This window comes from Pseudoalteromonas sp. BSi20495 (assembly GCF_000241185.1).
GTDB lineage: Bacteria > Pseudomonadota > Gammaproteobacteria > Enterobacterales > Alteromonadaceae > Pseudoalteromonas > Pseudoalteromonas fuliginea.
Window position 1 is genome coordinate 22,820 of record NZ_BADY01000203.1, and the last position, 16,204, is coordinate 39,023.

The window sequence follows — 16,204 nt, forward strand, 5'->3', positions numbered from 1 at the left end:
CCTCCTTAGTTCTGTTTCATTTCATCAAAATTTTCATCATTTATGTTTTGATAAACAGCTGTATAGTTTTCAATCTTGTCAAAGGCTTTACGGTCTACATAGTAAGAGTTGCCTGCATACTCATCAGAGTCACCAAGCCAAATTGTATGAGCATCTTTGAGCTCAGAAACAAACCCGTTATCATTAAATACTTGCTTAATTTTGTCCCAATCTTCAAAAAAGTATTCTTCCAATAGCGGCATAATATTAGTGATAAATACTTTTTTAAGATCCGCTTTATTACTTACTTTCATTAATAAAGCGTGGCCAATAATATGCTCTCTATCTAATAAAAGTTCTATCCGTTTGTTAATAGTGAATAAGAGCTTCCTTAAGTTAATACCATCCACATTATCGCTTAATAAAGAGTAGTCAGTTCTCAGCTCTATAAATTCAAATCGCCGTCTTAACGCTATATCTATATGCGTTAAAGAGCGGTCAGCCGTGTTCATTGTGCCAATAATATCGAGGTTGTTAGGTACCGAAAAAGGTAAGTTTGAGTATGGTAAAGTAACTGTAAGTGGATACTTTTCACCAGCACGTTTATCTATTTCTATAAGGCTTATCAACTCACCAAATATCTTACTAATATTGCCTCGGTTAATTTCATCAATCACTAGCGCATATTGATGGTTTGAATCAGCCTCCGCACGCTTGCACAGGCGCTTTAAAATACCAGGCTTCACAACGTAACTTATATCGCCATCGTCGTTAGTAACTGGCCTTAAACCCTCAATAAACTCTTCATATCCATAAGATTGATGAAAAGTCACAAACTCAAAGCGCTTTATTTCTTTTTCGACAGGGGGACCTGCCTTAAGCTCATTTAGTTGCTCTTTATAACTAGCGATTAGTTCATGTTCTTTATCAACAATAGTCCACTTACTATCTTTATCTTTGTTAAAAATTAGTGGTTCAATGCGCTTGGCGTACTTAACAGTTTCTGAGTCTTGAATGGTATGAGTTTGCAAAGCAGCCCAAGCTGTCTGGCGTATGTTCGCAGTTCTACCGTTAAGCGCTAACTTCTTGATAAAGTACTCATGATCCACAATATCTGTTACTTGTACTTGTTCATCTATATCAAGTAAAATAAGTGTAATCACTTCAAACCAACTCAAATCACTTAATTTATTATTCAACCAAACCCCTAGCTCTTCAGATGTTCCTTTTTCTGTGTATTGTTCTTTTAAAAGCTTTTGAAGGGTATATGTTTTACCAGTACCAGGTGGGCCATAATAAATAAGGTTTACTGCTTTTTGTTTAACTTGGTTTCGTTCAGTAGTCCTTGAAGGATCCGTTTCGTCTTCATCGATATATAAGCCCTCATCCTGTCTTTCAATTCTTAGCTTTTCAAACAACCACCAGATAAATGTATTAAAGGTAATAGTATCTCCAACATTTTCTACTGCTTGTTTAATTTTAGCCGTAATTTCTTTATTTAACTCAGACCAATTGCTATTTCTTTTAACACCCAGAGAAAAGCTCTCATTTAATAATTTAGCAAAAAACTTTAAATCATCCACATTCAAAATAGTACTATATGTTTGAGTATCTGCAGCCGAAAATACTCTGTGAATTACACTCCATTTAATAGTTTTTAGCTTACCTACTGTTTTAGCTTTTTCCGCCCACTCATAAACTTCTTTTAATGTATCCGCTGAGGGATCTTTAAATATTAAAGCTGTAATTTTAGGTAAATCATCTAAAAGTTTATTAAACTCAATGTCACTTAGTGCCCCAGGTTTAACTCCAGTAATACCATTTGTATCAAGCTTCCATAATTCATTTATAAAACCAGCACTATATCGATTAGGAGTAGTATCTATATTTTGCTTAACTTCTGCACTAAAGCGCTCATAATCAGAGATCCAACCTTTATTAGGCTTTTTGAGGTAATCTTTATATAAATCATTTATAGACTTATGCTCAATAACGTCAGTAATACCGTAATCAAACTTAGAATTGACAAAGCGAATGACTTTTTCAGTACCATCGATGCTCCATTGGTTACTGATAAAAATTCGAGTGCCATCACCTAGAGTTAAAGCCTCTGTATCAGACTCAAAAAATCGCTTTCTTTTATCTTTACTATGCTTTTTTCTTTCTTCTAATTCTTGCGGAGTTATGTATAGGGGCTTACTTTTACTTCTATTTTTTTCGATTTCTTGGAAGTCTTGTTTCAGTTGGTCATACGTTGGGTTATTATTTTCAACATACTCTTTCATTACCGCTAAAATAAGTGGTGCTTTACCTAACTGCTCTCCATTGAAGTTATATTTATTATAGGTTGGCATATAATTCCTTTTTAAAATGATATTAAGTAATTAGAGGTTTTAATTATTTTTCAGATAACTCATTCGCAGACCCAATAGACCGATGATCTTTATATGTCAGCCTTTTCTTTGGTTCTAATCTGCCATCTGCAGTCCATTGCTTCGATTCTTCCTTTACTAGCGTTAAAACTATACCTGCCTTTTCATCATCTAACCCGATTTCTACAGTTTTATTGGGCTCGCTCCATAAAGAGATCACGTTACTTTTAGGAAACTCACCACCATTTGTAGAGCGTTCAACTATCCCATAAGGTGAAATAGTAAGGACACTACTACCTGGCTCATCGACTAATGTGTGCGAGTAATGCCCTGGCCAGCGACTTTTAAGTTGAGGACCATCTAAAAGAAGAGCAACAACTAGGTGAGGGGCTAATGACCTCAGCACACCGGAGATCGGCTCTTGTCTCGCTAAGTCTTCACATATTAATGGGCATATATGGGTTGAGCTTTTTTCAAATGAAAGTAATTTCCTAGATCCAATTAAACAGTCTTCCCACCACTTTACTTTTTTATCTTCGAATATATTCTGCAAGCCATAATTACTTACTTGTTGCTGATCAATAGCCCAGCGATGATGCTTTTGTTGAGTCTCCTCAATAAAGCAACTCGTGCTTTCGTTCCAAACTAATACAGATAAGCTATTCTCACCGTATCTATCCTCTGTTCCTTTCGTAAAAACGCCAAATATAAATGTCGGAACTGTTACATGCTTGTTTTTAAAATAACTACCTAATTCTGAAATAATAGTTTGCTTATTTTCACTATCAATTGAACACTCTGGTATTACAACAAGATCTAAAGGGCTATTGGAGCCCTTCATTGCATATATAATCTTTTTTGCTGTGATTACTTCTAAGTTAGAATATGAAAAGAACCCAAATTCATCATCCATTTGTAATAGTGGTTTTACAGCTGTATTGAAGAAATTATCTTCTACTTTCAATGGCCAAGGCAAAAGTAAAATATTAAAGTCTTTTTGCTCATTTTTGTATTCGACTTTTTGGGGTAGTGAGTTTATCTCTACACCTGCTTTTATATAAGCTAAATCGTGGCTCAAACTATTTAAGGATATACCTGCTTGTGGTGTGTGGGTTTTGTAATGGACACTTCCGTAACTGGAATTGCAATTTGAAAAGCTCAATATGGCTGAACTTTCTGAGCGCGCTAGCTTTTTAACTTGGGCTGCAATATATGCAGGTGCCACCTCTGAAAATAAAGTATTTTTGATATTAAATGCACAACTATCGCTTGCATTAAATAACTCTATTAACTCACTAAAATAAGTTCGGTTCTTGAGTAAATCGCTAACTTGTTGGCTTGCATTAGAACTCTTAAATAAATTGTACAAAAGCTCATAAAACCGGTCGGTTACTTCTATTGTTTTTTCACTTTTATTTAATAATATAGATTCACGCCACGTTCGGTCATGCCTTCCTGTTGAGCCTCTATAGGGTAATTCACTATAGTTTTTTAAAGATACTACGTTTTGATACACATCAAATGTATCAAGCATTCGAGCTATGATGTGAAATGTATTCATAGGCCAAATGATATAAGATAGGAAATTACCTCTTTCTAACGAAATAGAAATAAGACCTTCTTTACTATTATTCTTTGGCACTTTAACAAATTCAGTAGCACGCCCCTCTGCATCATCACCTAAAATTGTATTTCTTAAAAAAGTAGCTAATTGCATATTATAAAGCCTGTTCGACTATGGCGTCGGTGAAGTGAAGTTTAGTAGTTTGCGCGTCGTTTAAACGAGCTTTAAGTTGGTCACAAAGTGTCATTAATTCATCGACTTTAGTAACGATGCGGTGTTGCTCCTTTTGTGGCGATAGGGCAACAGCTAAGCTCCTAATTTGTTCTCTTGATACATTTTTCATGGAACTACTTAGGAGTACACGGTCTTTACTTGACGATATAGCCTCTACTGTTTTATTTATCGCTTGGAGCTGATAGTAACGCGGGTGTCTACCACTGCCATCATCATAATAAGCTTGGTTTATTATAGAGAGTTGCGATTCTGTATAGCCTTTGTAAGCGCAATATTTAGCCCAAAGTTCTTGAGGTGATGGGAAGTCTTCTAAGCGTATTTCGGTTTCAAGGTTGTGCGCATCAGGCGTACCTAGCTTGGTTTTATCGTGGAATATAAAGCCATCGCCATTGGAGGCAAATATAAACGGCACATCGAGTAGCCTGGCATAGTCTAAGCCTTGTTGAAGACCTTTGCCTACTTCGTGCTTATTCGCTTTAGCTTCAATGACAGCAAGCGGCATACTGGGTTTATGGTAAAGCACTATGTCAGCCGATTTAACCGTTTTACGTACACCAAGTTGCCCACGTACGATTACTTTACCGTCACGTAGTTTAACCTCTTGGCGTATTTGAGTTATGTCGTCCCATCCTGCGGTTTTAACTGCGGGTAGAATAAACTTACTGATTATATCAGTTTCGCTGAGCTTTCTTTTATCCATAACTTAAACCATCCCTAAATACTACGCCATGAGTGCGCACAACTCGTTGATTCAACGTGTTTCATGCTGTTTAGTGATGCTATATAAAATACGGTTAATAAGCAAAGATTAGCGTTAGAACCAGAGTATTATTAAAAATTAATAGTCTATATTTTAAAGCTCGACCATTGAAGTAAGAACTTGATAAATCATAGAAATTGGGTAAATCCTAATACATTTATAATAAAGCCATTACCAATCATGTAACCTATAAAGCCACCTATAAACTGAGGTCCAACAGTCCAAAAAACTCTTTTCTGTAACGCATCCATCACACCTGAAGTAAAGTACAAATTTGGCTTTACAAATTTTAAGAAAAGCCCTCCTATGTATGAGCCAATAGAAACAGTTATTGGCATAACAATAATGAATGACAGCCAAGCCCAAAAACCAAAAGAAATATTAGAAGAAAAAACACCTATGATTGCTAGAAAAAGAAATAACGTAAAACAAATACCAAGATGCCTTAAATAGCCTCCATTTGACAAAATTTGAATTATCAAATTTAGATTAAAATTATTCTTATCTGCTTTAACTAGCTCACTTCCGCAATATTTGCAGATTTTGTCATTCATTATCGGTTCAACTGCAAAGTCTTTATCAATAGGCAAAACATCTGAAACTTTTTCAGTCTTTTCCGGTAACTTATTTGGGGGCTGCTTATTCTCTTCTTTTGAATAGTTAGTTATTACACCTACCGACTTAAGCTTCTTTTGTATTAATTTAGCTTTCTCTAAATTAAGCCCTTTTTTGATAATATATGTCTTTCCATTGAAAAGTAATTCTGCTTTAGATTCAGGTAATTTAAGAAATTTTGTTAGTGAAAGTCCTATTTTATCCCGCTCAACCCCTTCTGTAAGCTGACCCTTAAAAGTAACTTTATAACTATCCATAAAAATAAGACCTTGATTATAAATAACTTAATTAATATTCAAACGGTATATTAATCTCTTCGCCTTCATGTAAGTCAACGCATTCGGACGAATTATAGACTTCAACTAGAGTAGCATATTGAGCTAATGCATTTTTTCTATAAAGCTGCATTTCTTCATTACGAATCTCAGCACCCATGTAACTTGCATCTCTGCTTGATATATATAACTTTTCTTCTTTAAAAAACAACCCCATCTTATCATTTATTCTATCGATCGCTTGATGCTGATCTAGTTCATTGGCTGCAATCCCACATCTTAAGAACGTCATTGCTTCGTCATCAAACTCACTGCACCCAGATAAACACAATACACTTACAACAATCTTCAATTTCATCTTTCTGTAATCCATTACTCATTCCACTCATAAACTAAAAGCTGTCAAACTGAAAATACTACCAGAGTTATAAAAACCTACATACTTCTTTCATGAATATTATTGTCATAAACCTAATACCAGGCAGCAGACTTTTTAGTCCGGATGACACCTTTTTATTTAAATGATAAAGAAGTTGTATTTTTAAGATCCCTTTTACCACCCATAGTTTGTGAATCTGAGCAATTTAAAAGTACTTAAATACTTATAAAACTAAAAAAGCGCCCTAGAATTAGGCGCTTTGCGTTTAGGACAAATAAACGAGGGTTATACAAATTTAAATAACAAATATAGCAGCATAGCTTTCATACTATGCTTATTACTTTGGCAATATTTCTCGTAGTTGATTATGCCAATAGCCATCTTGGTACAGAATAAGGTCAGCGTAATAAACCAGGCAAAATTTTGAGTTGATTGGTACAGGAAAGAAAGTACCGCTGAGCCACCAAAAACAATGGTCGAATAGATGATTTCTATTCGATATCGACTAATAGCTTTCAAAATTTTGGGCATTAAAAACCATCATCGAACGGTTCAAATGCATCAAAACAATCATCTCCTATAGAGTCCGCTATCGATTCTTCAATTTCATAAACGGTCATTACTCGATTAGATTGGCCCACTACATTGCCGCCAACATCTACAATATTAGCGCTCGCATTTGTGATAGGTAATCCTGTTGTTGGATTAATAGCAATATCATTAGCGTCATTATTTTTCATTTTTTAACCTTATTAATCATTAATTTCTGCTTTCAAATTTAATGATTTCGTGATAAAAATCAAACTTGTTTGACTGCGCAGCTCAGCAACAAAAAGTTTGAATTAAGTTACTCGCCCTTCCCTTACTCCACCTAATTTTTATTAAGGAAAAACCCTTTCCTCTTTATCTAAAAAGTTCATTAATAAGTTTAATTTTAAGGCTGTTTTTGTCTGAAAGACGTTATTAAAACGCATTTTTCGGCACGAAAAAATGAAAAAAGAGCGTCTCAGAATGAGACCAATAGCTCGCGTAATACATTGGAGGCGAAGCCGGAAATGTGTGGAGTCGCGCGAATGTACAGCTGGTCTGTACTAACCGCGATAGTGTTTCGCATCAGCGAAATTCGATATCAATTTGGCACAAATTGATATCGAACCATCTATTTTCGTAGAAAATAAAAGCGAAGAAAAATGCGGATAATGGGGCACCCATCGCATTGTCTGAAGCGGCAGTATGGCGGTTAGTACGGAGCGTAGCTCGTACATTCGCGCGGGGTCTAAAACGCTAGCGCGATAGCGCGTCGAGTCAGCTCGTTGCGGAGCAACACCAGAGCTGACGGGCGTTTTAGTCCCTATGGTTAAACAACGAAGTTGAGAAGCCATCCGCTGAAAGCGGCTTTTGTTGCGATTATTATCGCAACAATCATTACGTGCATGCTGTTAAAGCTTCTCGGAATGAAAAACGGCAATTTAATTTTAAAATGATGATAATTTTTGTGTTGCGGTACTAGTTAATTTTACTAATTAACTAGCCAGAAAGATTTTAGAAAATGACACAACAACCATCAATAAATTTGGAAACGAACAACACCCTTCATACTCACTACCCTCGCTATTTTGATATTGATATGCGGTATTATCCAGGCGCAAATAACCATCAAAAAGGGGTAAACCGAACACGATTAACCGTTTTAATTGCAATTCGGTTTTCCATTGTTACACCAAGCATTGTTCGTTGGTTATATGGCATCAATCATCGCCTCGCATTAGAGCATTTGAACCGACTTGAAAAGGACAGTTTACTGCGTGTGGTAAAAACACACCGCAGTCCAAACGGACGCGTCTATGTTCCTACCTATACTGCTGCCAAATTTGCCGAGGAATTAATGGGCATCGACGTATATTTTAGGAGTAATAAAAACCCTGCTCTGCAGTTCAATCAAAATAATGTAGTACATAATCTTATAAACGCATTTGTCATGCTGCGCGGTATACACAATTATCACAGTGATGAAACATATGCGCCAATGTGGAGTGGATTCATTACCGAGCCTGAATTTCAACGAATTAACAGCCTATCCGCTGCAAGAACTGTGGATGGCGCTGTGCAACTTCCTGATGGCTCAATAGCCGCTATTGAGGTGGAGCACTCTTTTAAAAATAAAACGGCACGGCAGGTCATTTTGCTAAAATATTTGGCCTCGTTAAAAAAACGCGATTACAGTAAGATTTTTTTATTCTCTCAGTCGGTCAAAATTTTTGATGACATTAAACGACTCCACGAACAGTTATTTGAGGAGATGCCACAGCGTTTTAATAAAAAAACGCGAGCACCACTTCTCAGTGAAAGTGATGCTGAGCTGCTGCGAGCCTCTATAATATACCGTACTAAATTATGTGAAGAAATTAATGAAATGTTTTATGAATAAACAATAGATAAGCAAAGGGGGAATGGATAGTAATCCATTCCCCCTTTGCTTTTGGCCTATTTAAAGCCTTGCCAACATTATTATTAAATACACGCTTTTGTGAAGTAATAACAAGGCGCTATATTTGCATCACGCCTTCCCCTAGAGGTGTAATCTCCATTAATGAGATTGAGCTGCTTAAACCAGATTCCAGCTTAAGCAGTGAGCCTGCAAATAATGACTCATGGCATATTTTAGGGGTAATGATTAGGCAGTTATTCTATTATTAAAATAACTTATATTTGTCCTTTATTATTTATTTAGAAGACTGTTTATTGCATCTTGGATATTACGATCAATACGATCTTGTTCAAACTCGTCAACAAATTCATTTTCAATATCATTTTTATAGTCTTCTTCAAATTCCTCCTCAAACTTGCTATCAAAAACTGAATCAAAGTGTTCTTCTGGCGCATCACTAAATGCTTGCTCTGGCTCTTCATAAAACTCGTCATCGTAATCAGGATATGCTGGTACGGGTTGGTGTACATCATTTATTAAACAAATCATTAGTTTATATATCAGAACTTTTACGCCACGATAATTAAGATGTTTTTTATTAAAAACTTGAGGCTCTACAATAGCCCAAAAGCCTTTAAAGTTAGGGTTATCTGCGCTTAGCATGAGTTTGTTTATTTTATGATCGTTATCCCTAACAACCGTTTTGACATCTTCTAACAGGGTGAGAATGTCTAGAGTAGAGGTATATCTGCAAGTCATAGAATTTCCTTATTTAAAATTAACTTAATAATTATTGTCCGTTAATAATTATTTACTCCTCTTATTGTGAGGCTACTGTTAAATAGGCACTCCCAGGGAGAAATAGTGATTTTTTAGGGTATTTAAATTATTTATTTAAAACACAATTGGATCAGAACCTTTAAAAATAAAAAGCGAGCCTAAAGGCTCGCCAGAGTTTATGAGCTTTCTATTAACCGTAACCAACTGTCTTCTGCAGCTGCAAAAAACGCATTTGGTTTTAGCATAAACAGTTGCTCAAATTCTGCAGAAAATAAATTGCAGAAGTGCGTTATGTCTTCAATATGTATGAGTAAAAAGGCATACATTTCAATACCCTCCAAATACCGCTCTGAGAACTCAGGATTAGCAGCTAATAACTGTTGAGAAATACTAATACCCAGCACACTCCCCATGCTATCTCGGTGTAAATAAATGTAATTGGTGAAACCTAGTTCTAGTGTTTGCTTATCAATAACATCAGCTAATAGTAAAATGGTGGAAGCATCTTCCCACGGTGATTTACTAGCGCGTACATATTGGCGTATAAACGGTGATTTTTGTTCTTTCATGGTTTTTCCTAGTTAATTTGTCCTAAAGCTAACTAGGCATAAGTCAGGAGAAAAATTGAAAGTTAATAGATAAACGACTTAAATTTGCAAAACACCTCAAAAACATTAATGTTAAGTTACTATTTCAAATATTGAGAATTTTAGATGAGTGATTTTATATGGTTATTACCAGCTGCTGTGCTTACGATAATTCTAATTAAGCTTATTAAAAAAACTAAGAAAGTAGATTAAGTAAAAAACACTTAACTTTTTGAGTATAACCTAAGGTAGTTAAAGTGACCCATAAGTCACTTTAAGACCTTAAATGCAGCTTAATGATCCCTAAAAAGCACATTATGGTGAGGAGTAAAAACGCTAATGTGCGTTTTAATTTTTTAAGCTTTTAATTTGATTTATATTTTATTGTGTAGGGATCCTAAATGAGGTTAGCCGGTATCGACTTTGCTTGGCATTAACACATCTCAAACGCTTTACTCGCAAAAAATAGACACTATTGTATCCATTAATCTTATTTTAAATCCATTTTAGATACAGCTGTGTCTCTTTTATTGGGACGTATATTGTTAATTACCTACTATTAAGCGAAGGTGATGTGCAGCTAGCTTTTGCAGAGCATCTAAAAGAACGTCGCAAAAAAGCAAAAATGTCACGCGAAGCGTTAGCTAAAAAAAGTACGGTACCTGCTTCTACGATAAATGTTTGAAGTTACTGGGCTCATTTCATTCAGGCTGCTATTATTTTTGTGGCAATCTCTCGACTACTTAACTCGTTTATATGACTTAACAAAAGTGCCAACTCAAGGCAAGAATGCGCCAACGTCTATCGCACAGGTATTAAAGCGTTATTAAATAATATCGATTCAAAGGTTATGGTAGTTTGTGTTTTTAATTTTGTAGTTAATACAATTTGCCTTTTAAGGCTGTTTTTAAGATACTAACTAAGTGCTGACGAGTTACGTAAAATCGTAGCACAAGCTATAGCACGACAAAGTAACGAGCTGTTTTTAAAGACTTTAATTGGAAACCTTATAACTATCGCAGTTAATGCATTTGCTGTTAATTAGTAAAGCCACTCTCTAACCTCTAGTACTTCTAGCATAAATTTGCAGCCGTAAATTATGCATTTTATTCTGCGTTTTCTTGTTGATCTCAATCAATAAAAATTACATTGGGTAACTCGCATTCAATCATTAACTTTATAACTAAAAATGGACACTATAATATCCATTACGCTCATAAAAAAGCAATTTTGGACACAGTAATGCCCAATCAAGTTCGCGAGGTTCTGTTATTAATTATTTATTATTAAGCGAAGGTGATGTGCAGCTGACTTTTGCTGAGCACCTAAAAGAACGTCGCAAAAAAGCAAAAATGTCACGCGAGGCGTTAGCTAAAAAAAGCACAGTACCGGCTTCTACAATAAAAAAGTTTGAGGTTACAGGGCTTATTTCGTTTAGGCAGCTATTGCTTTTGTGGCAAACACTCGACGATTTAACTCGTTTATATGACTTAACACAAGCGCCAACTCAAGGCAAGAATGCGCCAACGCCTATTGTTCAGGAATTAAACAATGGCCTTTATTAAACCCATAGAAAAGCTAGAAGTAAAACGTACACTGTCAGACTCAACAGAGTTAATGGTGGGCGTACTTGCTCAAAATAGGCAAGGTGTTTACTTTCAGTTCGACCAAAGTTATTTAGACACATATGGTAATCTTTCGCCATTCTCACTCGCCTTCAATAGAGATGTTCAATTAGCACCCAAAAGCCCACATAATGGATTGCATGGGGTCTTTTCTGATTGTTTACCTGATGAGTGGGGGTTACTACTACAGGACCGTGTATTCAGAAAAAATAATATAATGCCTAATTTTGTGACCCAAATGGACCGCTATCTTTTGTTGGCCATTTAGCTATGGGGCATTATCGTTTACACCTGAAACTCATTATGATGGCACAAATGACGATGACGCTGGTCTTGCTACATTGGGTCAACAAGCCCAAGCAATATTTGACGGGCAGACAGAAAAAGTACTTTCTGCGTTAGTGGCTGCTGGCAGCTCCGGCGGTGCACGCCCTAAAGCTCAAATTTATTTTCCTGACAATAATATACAAGAATGTAGGACAAAACCTAAAACAGGCGATGATGCTTGGTTAATCAAATTCACATCCAAAAACCTCGCTTTAGGACATGAGAAAGGGTTATGTGAAGCTGTGTATTTGGATTTAGCTGAACAAGCGGGATTAAACCCACCTCAACGATTACTGGTACCCGCCCCAGAAGGGACCGGTGCAAAGCAATGGCTTGCCTTAAAGCGATTCGATAGGTTTAAATTAACGGGTGATAAAATGGGCTGCAAACATATGCATAGTGCATGTGGCTTGCTAGATGCTGATTTTCGTACACTTACATTAGATTATGAGGATTTAATTAAAGCGAGCCGTGTTTTATGCAAATCACCTGCTGCGGGGCAATTACAATTTCGTCGGGCTATGTTTAATTTATTTAGCTGTAACCAAGACGACCACAGTAAAAAATGGGCTTTTTACAAGAAGATTCTGGTGAGTGGGATTTAGCGCCTTTTTATGATGTCACTTTTAGTCCACACCCTTTTAACGAGCATGCTACTTCGTTTGCTGGATTTGGAAAAAACCCGCCACTAAAAGCGATTCAAAAGCTGGCCTCTGCAGCAGGTTATGCAAACTGGAAACAAGTACAAGTTATAATATCTGAAATAGCGGAGATTATTTTAAACTTTAAAGACACCGCTAAAACACTCGACGTAAATAAAAAACGATTAGCTTAATAGAGCAACAGCTTAATAATACGTACGCCATGAATAAGCATTTAACGGGTAGTTAAAATAGATTATGAAGTAACACCAAAATACCGATTTTTGGTGTTACTTATACCCCTTAAACTGCTTGTTTAAACGGATTTCGGGTATCTTGGTGTGCATCTAGGTTACGCATTAAAATAGCGTGCGCTAAGTTAACGCCCTCATCTAGCGGTATTTTTACAATGTGACCAGAGCCTTTAGCATCGCTAATACTTTCGCCTTTTTTGTTTTCCATGTATTCAAGCACAAAACTAATATTTCCCTTTGGCGTCATTAGCTCTAAAGAGTGGCCTGTGCAAAATTTATTTTTAACGTCTATTTCAACTAAGCCATTTTCGCAGCGCCCAAGTACTTCACCCACAAATTGCTGCTTAGTTGATACAGAGTGACCATACTCGTAATTTTGGTAATCTTGATGGGCGTGACGTTTTAAAAAGCCTTCGGTGTAACCACGGTGCGCTAAGTTTTCTAATGTTTTAAATAAATCCGCATCAAACGGCTTGCCTGCAACCGCATCGTCTATTGCTTTGCGATAAACTTGTGCAGTGCGCGCCACATAATAAAATGACTTAGTACGCCCTTCTATTTTTAAACTATGTACACCCATTTTTGTGAGCTGCTCTACATATTGTACAGCGCGTAAATCTTTGGAATTCATAATATACGTGCCGTGTTCATCCTCAAACGCAGGCATGTATTCGCCTGGGCGGCCTTGCTCCTCTAACATAAATACATCGTTACTCGGCGCGCCTTCACCTAATGTAGGAATAACCTGTTTGGGATCAATTTTATGCACCATTTCGCCGGTTTCGTTCTCAACACCTGGCTTAACATCGTAATCCCATCTGCATGCATTGGTACAGGTACCTTGGTTTGGGTCGCGTTTGTTTATATAACCAGAGAGCAAACAACGCCCTGAATACGCCATGCACAGTGCGCCATGTACAAATACTTCAAGCTCAGTATTTGGGCAAAGCGTGCGTATTTCTTTTATTTCTTCAAGCGAGAGCTCGCGAGATAAAATAACCCGCTCAATGCCCTGCTTCGCCCAAAACTGCACACTTGCAAAGTTAACGGCGTTTGCTTGCACCGATAAGTGAATAGGCATCGCCGGCCATTTTTCACGAACCAGCATGATCAAACCAGGATCTGACATAATCAGCGCATCGGGTTTCATTGCTATAACTGGCTCTATATCACGTAAATACGATTTTACTTTCGCGTTATGCGGCGCAATATTAGACACCACATAAAACTTTTTATTTTGCGCATGTGCTTCACTAATACCAATTTGCAGCGTGTCTAGGTCAAACTCATTATTGCGCACACGCAAACTATAGCGGGGTTGCCCCGCATAAACCGCATCTGCGCCATAAGCAAACGCGTAGCGCATGTTTTTTAAAGTGCCTGCAGGGCATAATAGTTCAGGAGTAAAAGGCGTTGAAGAAATAATGGGTGACATGTGCGCTCCATACATCGAACCGAGTATAAGTCGGTTGCATGATTAATTAATTTACGAGCGCGGCATTATAAATCCGCCAAGCATTGTGCTTTTGATCAAGATCACAAAACTGCAATCAAACTGGTTTTTAATAAAATTAGGATTTTTCACTTAAAACGCGTATAATTCGCGCCCGTTAATATTCACACTTTTATTTAAAATTATTGGAGCATAAAGATGGCTTTAGAACGTACTTTTTCAATCGTAAAACCTGATGCAGTAGCTAAAAACCACATTGGCGCTATCTACAACCGTTTCGAATCTGCTGGCCTTAAAATCGTTGCAGCAAAAATGGTTCACCTTTCACAAGAGAAAGCTGAAGGTTTCTACGCTGAACATAGCGAACGTCCTTTCTTCGGTGCTTTAGTATCTTTCATGACATCTGGTCCAGTAATGGTTACCGTTCTTGAAGGCGAAAACGCTGTTCTTAAAAACCGTGAAATCATGGGTGCTACTAACCCTGCTGAAGCACTAGCTGGTACTTTACGTGCAGACTACGCTGATAGCATCGACGAAAATGCTGTTCACGGCTCTGACGCTGTTGAATCTGCTGCTCGCGAAATCGCGTACTTCTTCGCTGACGAAGAGCTTTGTTCACGTACTCGTTAATTCGAATTCGTTAACATATTGAAAAGGGCTTTCGGGCCCTTTTTTAGTCATTACGTAAAGTATTAATCAGTAAACTAATAATGTTTTACTTAATGATTAAAGTGAGTGAATTGTGTACAATTCGTCCTCGTAAATTTTATCTCCACCGTCACCGATTGAGGTTGTTTCATGACCGAGCAAAAAAAGATTAACTTATTAGATTTAAACCGAGATGCAATGCGCGAGCTATTTGCATCGTTCGGTGAAAAACCGTTTCGTAGTGACCAGGTGATGAAATGGATTTATCATTTTGGCGTAGATAACTTCGACGAAATGACCAACGTAAATAAAAAGCTTAAAGAAAAGCTTAAAGCTGAGTGCGAAATTGTTGCACCAGAAATCACCGTTCGCCAACAAGCAAGCGACGGTACTATTAAGTACGCACTTATTCTTGAAGGCGGCCAAGAAGTAGAAGCTGTTTGGATCCCTGAAAAAGAACGCGCTACTTTATGTGTATCATCACAAGTTGGTTGTGCGCTTGAATGTACTTTTTGTTCTACTGCTCAACAAGGCTTTAACCGTAACTTAAAAGTATCTGAAATCATTGGCCAAGTTTGGCGTGTAGCTAAAGATATAGGCCTTGATGGCCATAGCGAAAAGCGCCCAGTAACTAACGTTGTGATGATGGGTATGGGTGAGCCTTTACTTAATCTTAAAAACGTAGTGCCAGCAATGGAACTAATGATGGACGATTGGGGCTTTGGTTTATCTAAGCGCCGCGTAACATTAAGTACGTCAGGCGTTGTACCTGCACTTGATTTACTAAAAGAGAAAATTGACGTAGCACTGGCTATTTCATTGCATGCACCAGATAACGCACTGCGTGACATTTTAGTGCCCGTTAATAAAAAGTACCCTATTGAAGAATTTTTAGCCGCGTGTCGTCGTTATATCGACGGTTCAAAAGCTAATAAAGACGTAACCGTTGAATACGTTATGCTTAACGGTATTAACGACAGCACCGATCAGGCGCATGCACTCGTGCAAACGTTAAAAGGCACACCATCTAAAGTAAACCTTATTCCGTTTAACCCGTTCCCAGGTAATGAGTACACTCGCTCAAGTAACAGCCGTATTGATCGCTTTTCAAAGGTATTACAAGCAGCCGGCGTTACCTGTATTGTTCGTCGTACTCGAGGGGACGATATTGATGCAGCTTGTGGACAATTAGTGGGTGATGTAGTGGATCGTACTAAGCGCTTAGCTAAAAAGAAAATGCGTGATGATAATGCGATTACTGTAAACATTCATCAAGCATAACT

The 16,204-nt window shown here is 37.2% G+C and carries 15 protein-coding genes and 1 pseudogene; 7 read left to right on the forward strand and 9 right to left on the reverse strand.

Going from position 1 to position 16,204, the window contains the following annotated elements; translation table 11 throughout:
- Positions 1-5 precede the first annotated feature (5 nt).
- The 6 genes and pseudogenes from P20495_RS21160 to P20495_RS00335 form a co-directional block, all read right to left on the reverse strand.
- Positions 6-2,333, reverse strand: coding sequence for an McrB family protein (locus P20495_RS21160; RefSeq protein WP_008139524.1), 2,328 nt, complete (start codon positions 2,331-2,333; stop codon positions 6-8).
- Positions 2,334-2,376: 43 nt separating this feature from the next.
- Entirely contained in the window at positions 2,377-4,068 is a 1,692-nt protein-coding gene (locus P20495_RS00350; protein WP_008139526.1) for a hypothetical protein, read from the reverse strand.
- Positions 4,069-4,263: 195 nt separating this feature from the next.
- A pseudogene (locus P20495_RS00345) lies at positions 4,264-4,849 on the reverse strand (type I restriction endonuclease); the annotation flags it as partial.
- 188 nt (positions 4,850-5,037) lie between these two features.
- On the reverse strand, positions 5,038-5,781 hold the full coding sequence (locus P20495_RS22180; protein ID WP_008139530.1) for a hypothetical protein: 744 nt from the start codon (positions 5,779-5,781) through the stop codon (positions 5,038-5,040).
- 31 nt (positions 5,782-5,812) lie between these two features.
- Entirely contained in the window at positions 5,813-6,172 is a 360-nt protein-coding gene (locus P20495_RS00340; RefSeq protein ID WP_033016525.1) for a hypothetical protein, read from the reverse strand.
- A 536-nt stretch (positions 6,173-6,708) separates the two neighbouring features.
- On the reverse strand, positions 6,709-6,918 hold the full coding sequence (locus P20495_RS00335) for a hypothetical protein (RefSeq protein WP_008139534.1): 210 nt from the start codon (positions 6,916-6,918) through the stop codon (positions 6,709-6,711).
- 809 nt (positions 6,919-7,727) lie between these two features.
- On the opposite strand from P20495_RS00335, the gene P20495_RS00330 reads away from it, so the two are divergent.
- Complete coding sequence (locus P20495_RS00330) at positions 7,728-8,606, forward strand: hypothetical protein (protein WP_008139535.1); 879 nt, start codon at positions 7,728-7,730, stop codon at positions 8,604-8,606.
- A gap of 291 nt (positions 8,607-8,897) precedes the next feature.
- Here P20495_RS00330 and P20495_RS00325 read toward each other — a convergent pair whose 3' ends face one another.
- Entirely contained in the window at positions 8,898-9,365 is a 468-nt protein-coding gene (locus P20495_RS00325) for a hypothetical protein (protein WP_242401509.1), read from the reverse strand.
- Positions 9,366-9,562: 197 nt separating this feature from the next.
- Entirely contained in the window at positions 9,563-9,955 is a 393-nt protein-coding gene (locus P20495_RS00320) for a hypothetical protein (protein WP_008139539.1), read from the reverse strand.
- A 1,289-nt stretch (positions 9,956-11,244) separates the two neighbouring features.
- On the opposite strand from P20495_RS00320, the gene P20495_RS00315 reads away from it, so the two are divergent.
- From P20495_RS00315 to P20495_RS22675, 4 genes are all read left to right on the forward strand, one after another.
- Positions 11,245-11,538, forward strand: coding sequence for a helix-turn-helix transcriptional regulator (locus tag P20495_RS00315; protein WP_033016529.1), 294 nt, complete (start codon positions 11,245-11,247; stop codon positions 11,536-11,538).
- Positions 11,525-11,866: a HipA N-terminal domain-containing protein gene (locus P20495_RS22665; RefSeq protein ID WP_008139545.1), complete on the forward strand. Its 342-nt coding sequence runs from the start codon at positions 11,525-11,527 to the stop codon at positions 11,864-11,866. The genes P20495_RS00315 and P20495_RS22665 overlap by 14 nt, the downstream gene beginning before the upstream one ends.
- Before the next feature lie 73 nt (positions 11,867-11,939).
- Positions 11,940-12,530: a type II toxin-antitoxin system HipA family toxin gene (locus P20495_RS22670; RefSeq protein WP_008139546.1), complete on the forward strand. Its 591-nt coding sequence runs from the start codon at positions 11,940-11,942 to the stop codon at positions 12,528-12,530.
- Positions 12,491-12,760: a hypothetical protein gene (locus P20495_RS22675; protein ID WP_008139548.1), complete on the forward strand. Its 270-nt coding sequence runs from the start codon at positions 12,491-12,493 to the stop codon at positions 12,758-12,760. The genes P20495_RS22670 and P20495_RS22675 overlap by 40 nt, the downstream gene beginning before the upstream one ends.
- Before the next feature lie 109 nt (positions 12,761-12,869).
- Here P20495_RS22675 and yegQ read toward each other — a convergent pair whose 3' ends face one another.
- On the reverse strand, positions 12,870-14,255 hold the full coding sequence (gene yegQ / locus P20495_RS00310; protein WP_008139549.1) for a tRNA 5-hydroxyuridine modification protein YegQ: 1,386 nt from the start codon (positions 14,253-14,255) through the stop codon (positions 12,870-12,872).
- A 216-nt stretch (positions 14,256-14,471) separates the two neighbouring features.
- On the opposite strand from yegQ, the gene ndk reads away from it, so the two are divergent.
- On the forward strand, positions 14,472-14,903 hold the full coding sequence (ndk, locus tag P20495_RS00305) for a nucleoside-diphosphate kinase (RefSeq protein ID WP_007377442.1): 432 nt from the start codon (positions 14,472-14,474) through the stop codon (positions 14,901-14,903).
- Positions 14,904-15,071: 168 nt separating this feature from the next.
- Positions 15,072-16,202: a bifunctional tRNA (adenosine(37)-C2)-methyltransferase TrmG/ribosomal RNA large subunit methyltransferase RlmN gene (locus P20495_RS00300; protein WP_008139552.1), complete on the forward strand. Its 1,131-nt coding sequence runs from the start codon at positions 15,072-15,074 to the stop codon at positions 16,200-16,202.
- Positions 16,203-16,204 lie beyond the last annotated feature (2 nt).

Excerpts from the sequence above, each read along its gene's own strand:
- P20495_RS21160 (WP_008139524.1), bottom strand. The coding sequence starts at position 2,333 with ATGCCAACCTATAATAAATATAACTTCAATGGAGAGCAGTTAGGTAAA.
- P20495_RS00350 (WP_008139526.1), bottom strand. The coding sequence starts at position 4,068 with ATGCAATTAGCTACTTTTTTAAGAAATACAATTTTAGGTGATGATGCA.
- P20495_RS22180 (WP_008139530.1), bottom strand. The coding sequence starts at position 5,781 with ATGGATAGTTATAAAGTTACTTTTAAGGGTCAGCTTACAGAAGGGGTT.
- P20495_RS00340 (WP_033016525.1), bottom strand. The coding sequence starts at position 6,172 with ATGGATTACAGAAAGATGAAATTGAAGATTGTTGTAAGTGTATTGTGT.
- P20495_RS00335 (WP_008139534.1), bottom strand. The coding sequence starts at position 6,918 with ATGAAAAATAATGACGCTAATGATATTGCTATTAATCCAACAACAGGA.
- P20495_RS00330 (WP_008139535.1), top strand. The coding sequence starts at position 7,728 with ATGACACAACAACCATCAATAAATTTGGAAACGAACAACACCCTTCAT.
- P20495_RS00325 (WP_242401509.1), bottom strand. The coding sequence starts at position 9,365 with ATGACTTGCAGATATACCTCTACTCTAGACATTCTCACCCTGTTAGAA.
- P20495_RS00320 (WP_008139539.1), bottom strand. The coding sequence starts at position 9,955 with ATGAAAGAACAAAAATCACCGTTTATACGCCAATATGTACGCGCTAGT.
- P20495_RS22665 (WP_008139545.1), top strand. The coding sequence starts at position 11,525 with ATGGCCTTTATTAAACCCATAGAAAAGCTAGAAGTAAAACGTACACTG.
- P20495_RS22675 (WP_008139548.1), top strand. The coding sequence starts at position 12,491 with ATGGGCTTTTTACAAGAAGATTCTGGTGAGTGGGATTTAGCGCCTTTT.
- yegQ (WP_008139549.1), bottom strand. The coding sequence starts at position 14,255 with ATGTCACCCATTATTTCTTCAACGCCTTTTACTCCTGAACTATTATGC.
- ndk (WP_007377442.1), top strand. The coding sequence starts at position 14,472 with ATGGCTTTAGAACGTACTTTTTCAATCGTAAAACCTGATGCAGTAGCT.
- P20495_RS00300 (WP_008139552.1), top strand. The coding sequence starts at position 15,072 with ATGACCGAGCAAAAAAAGATTAACTTATTAGATTTAAACCGAGATGCA.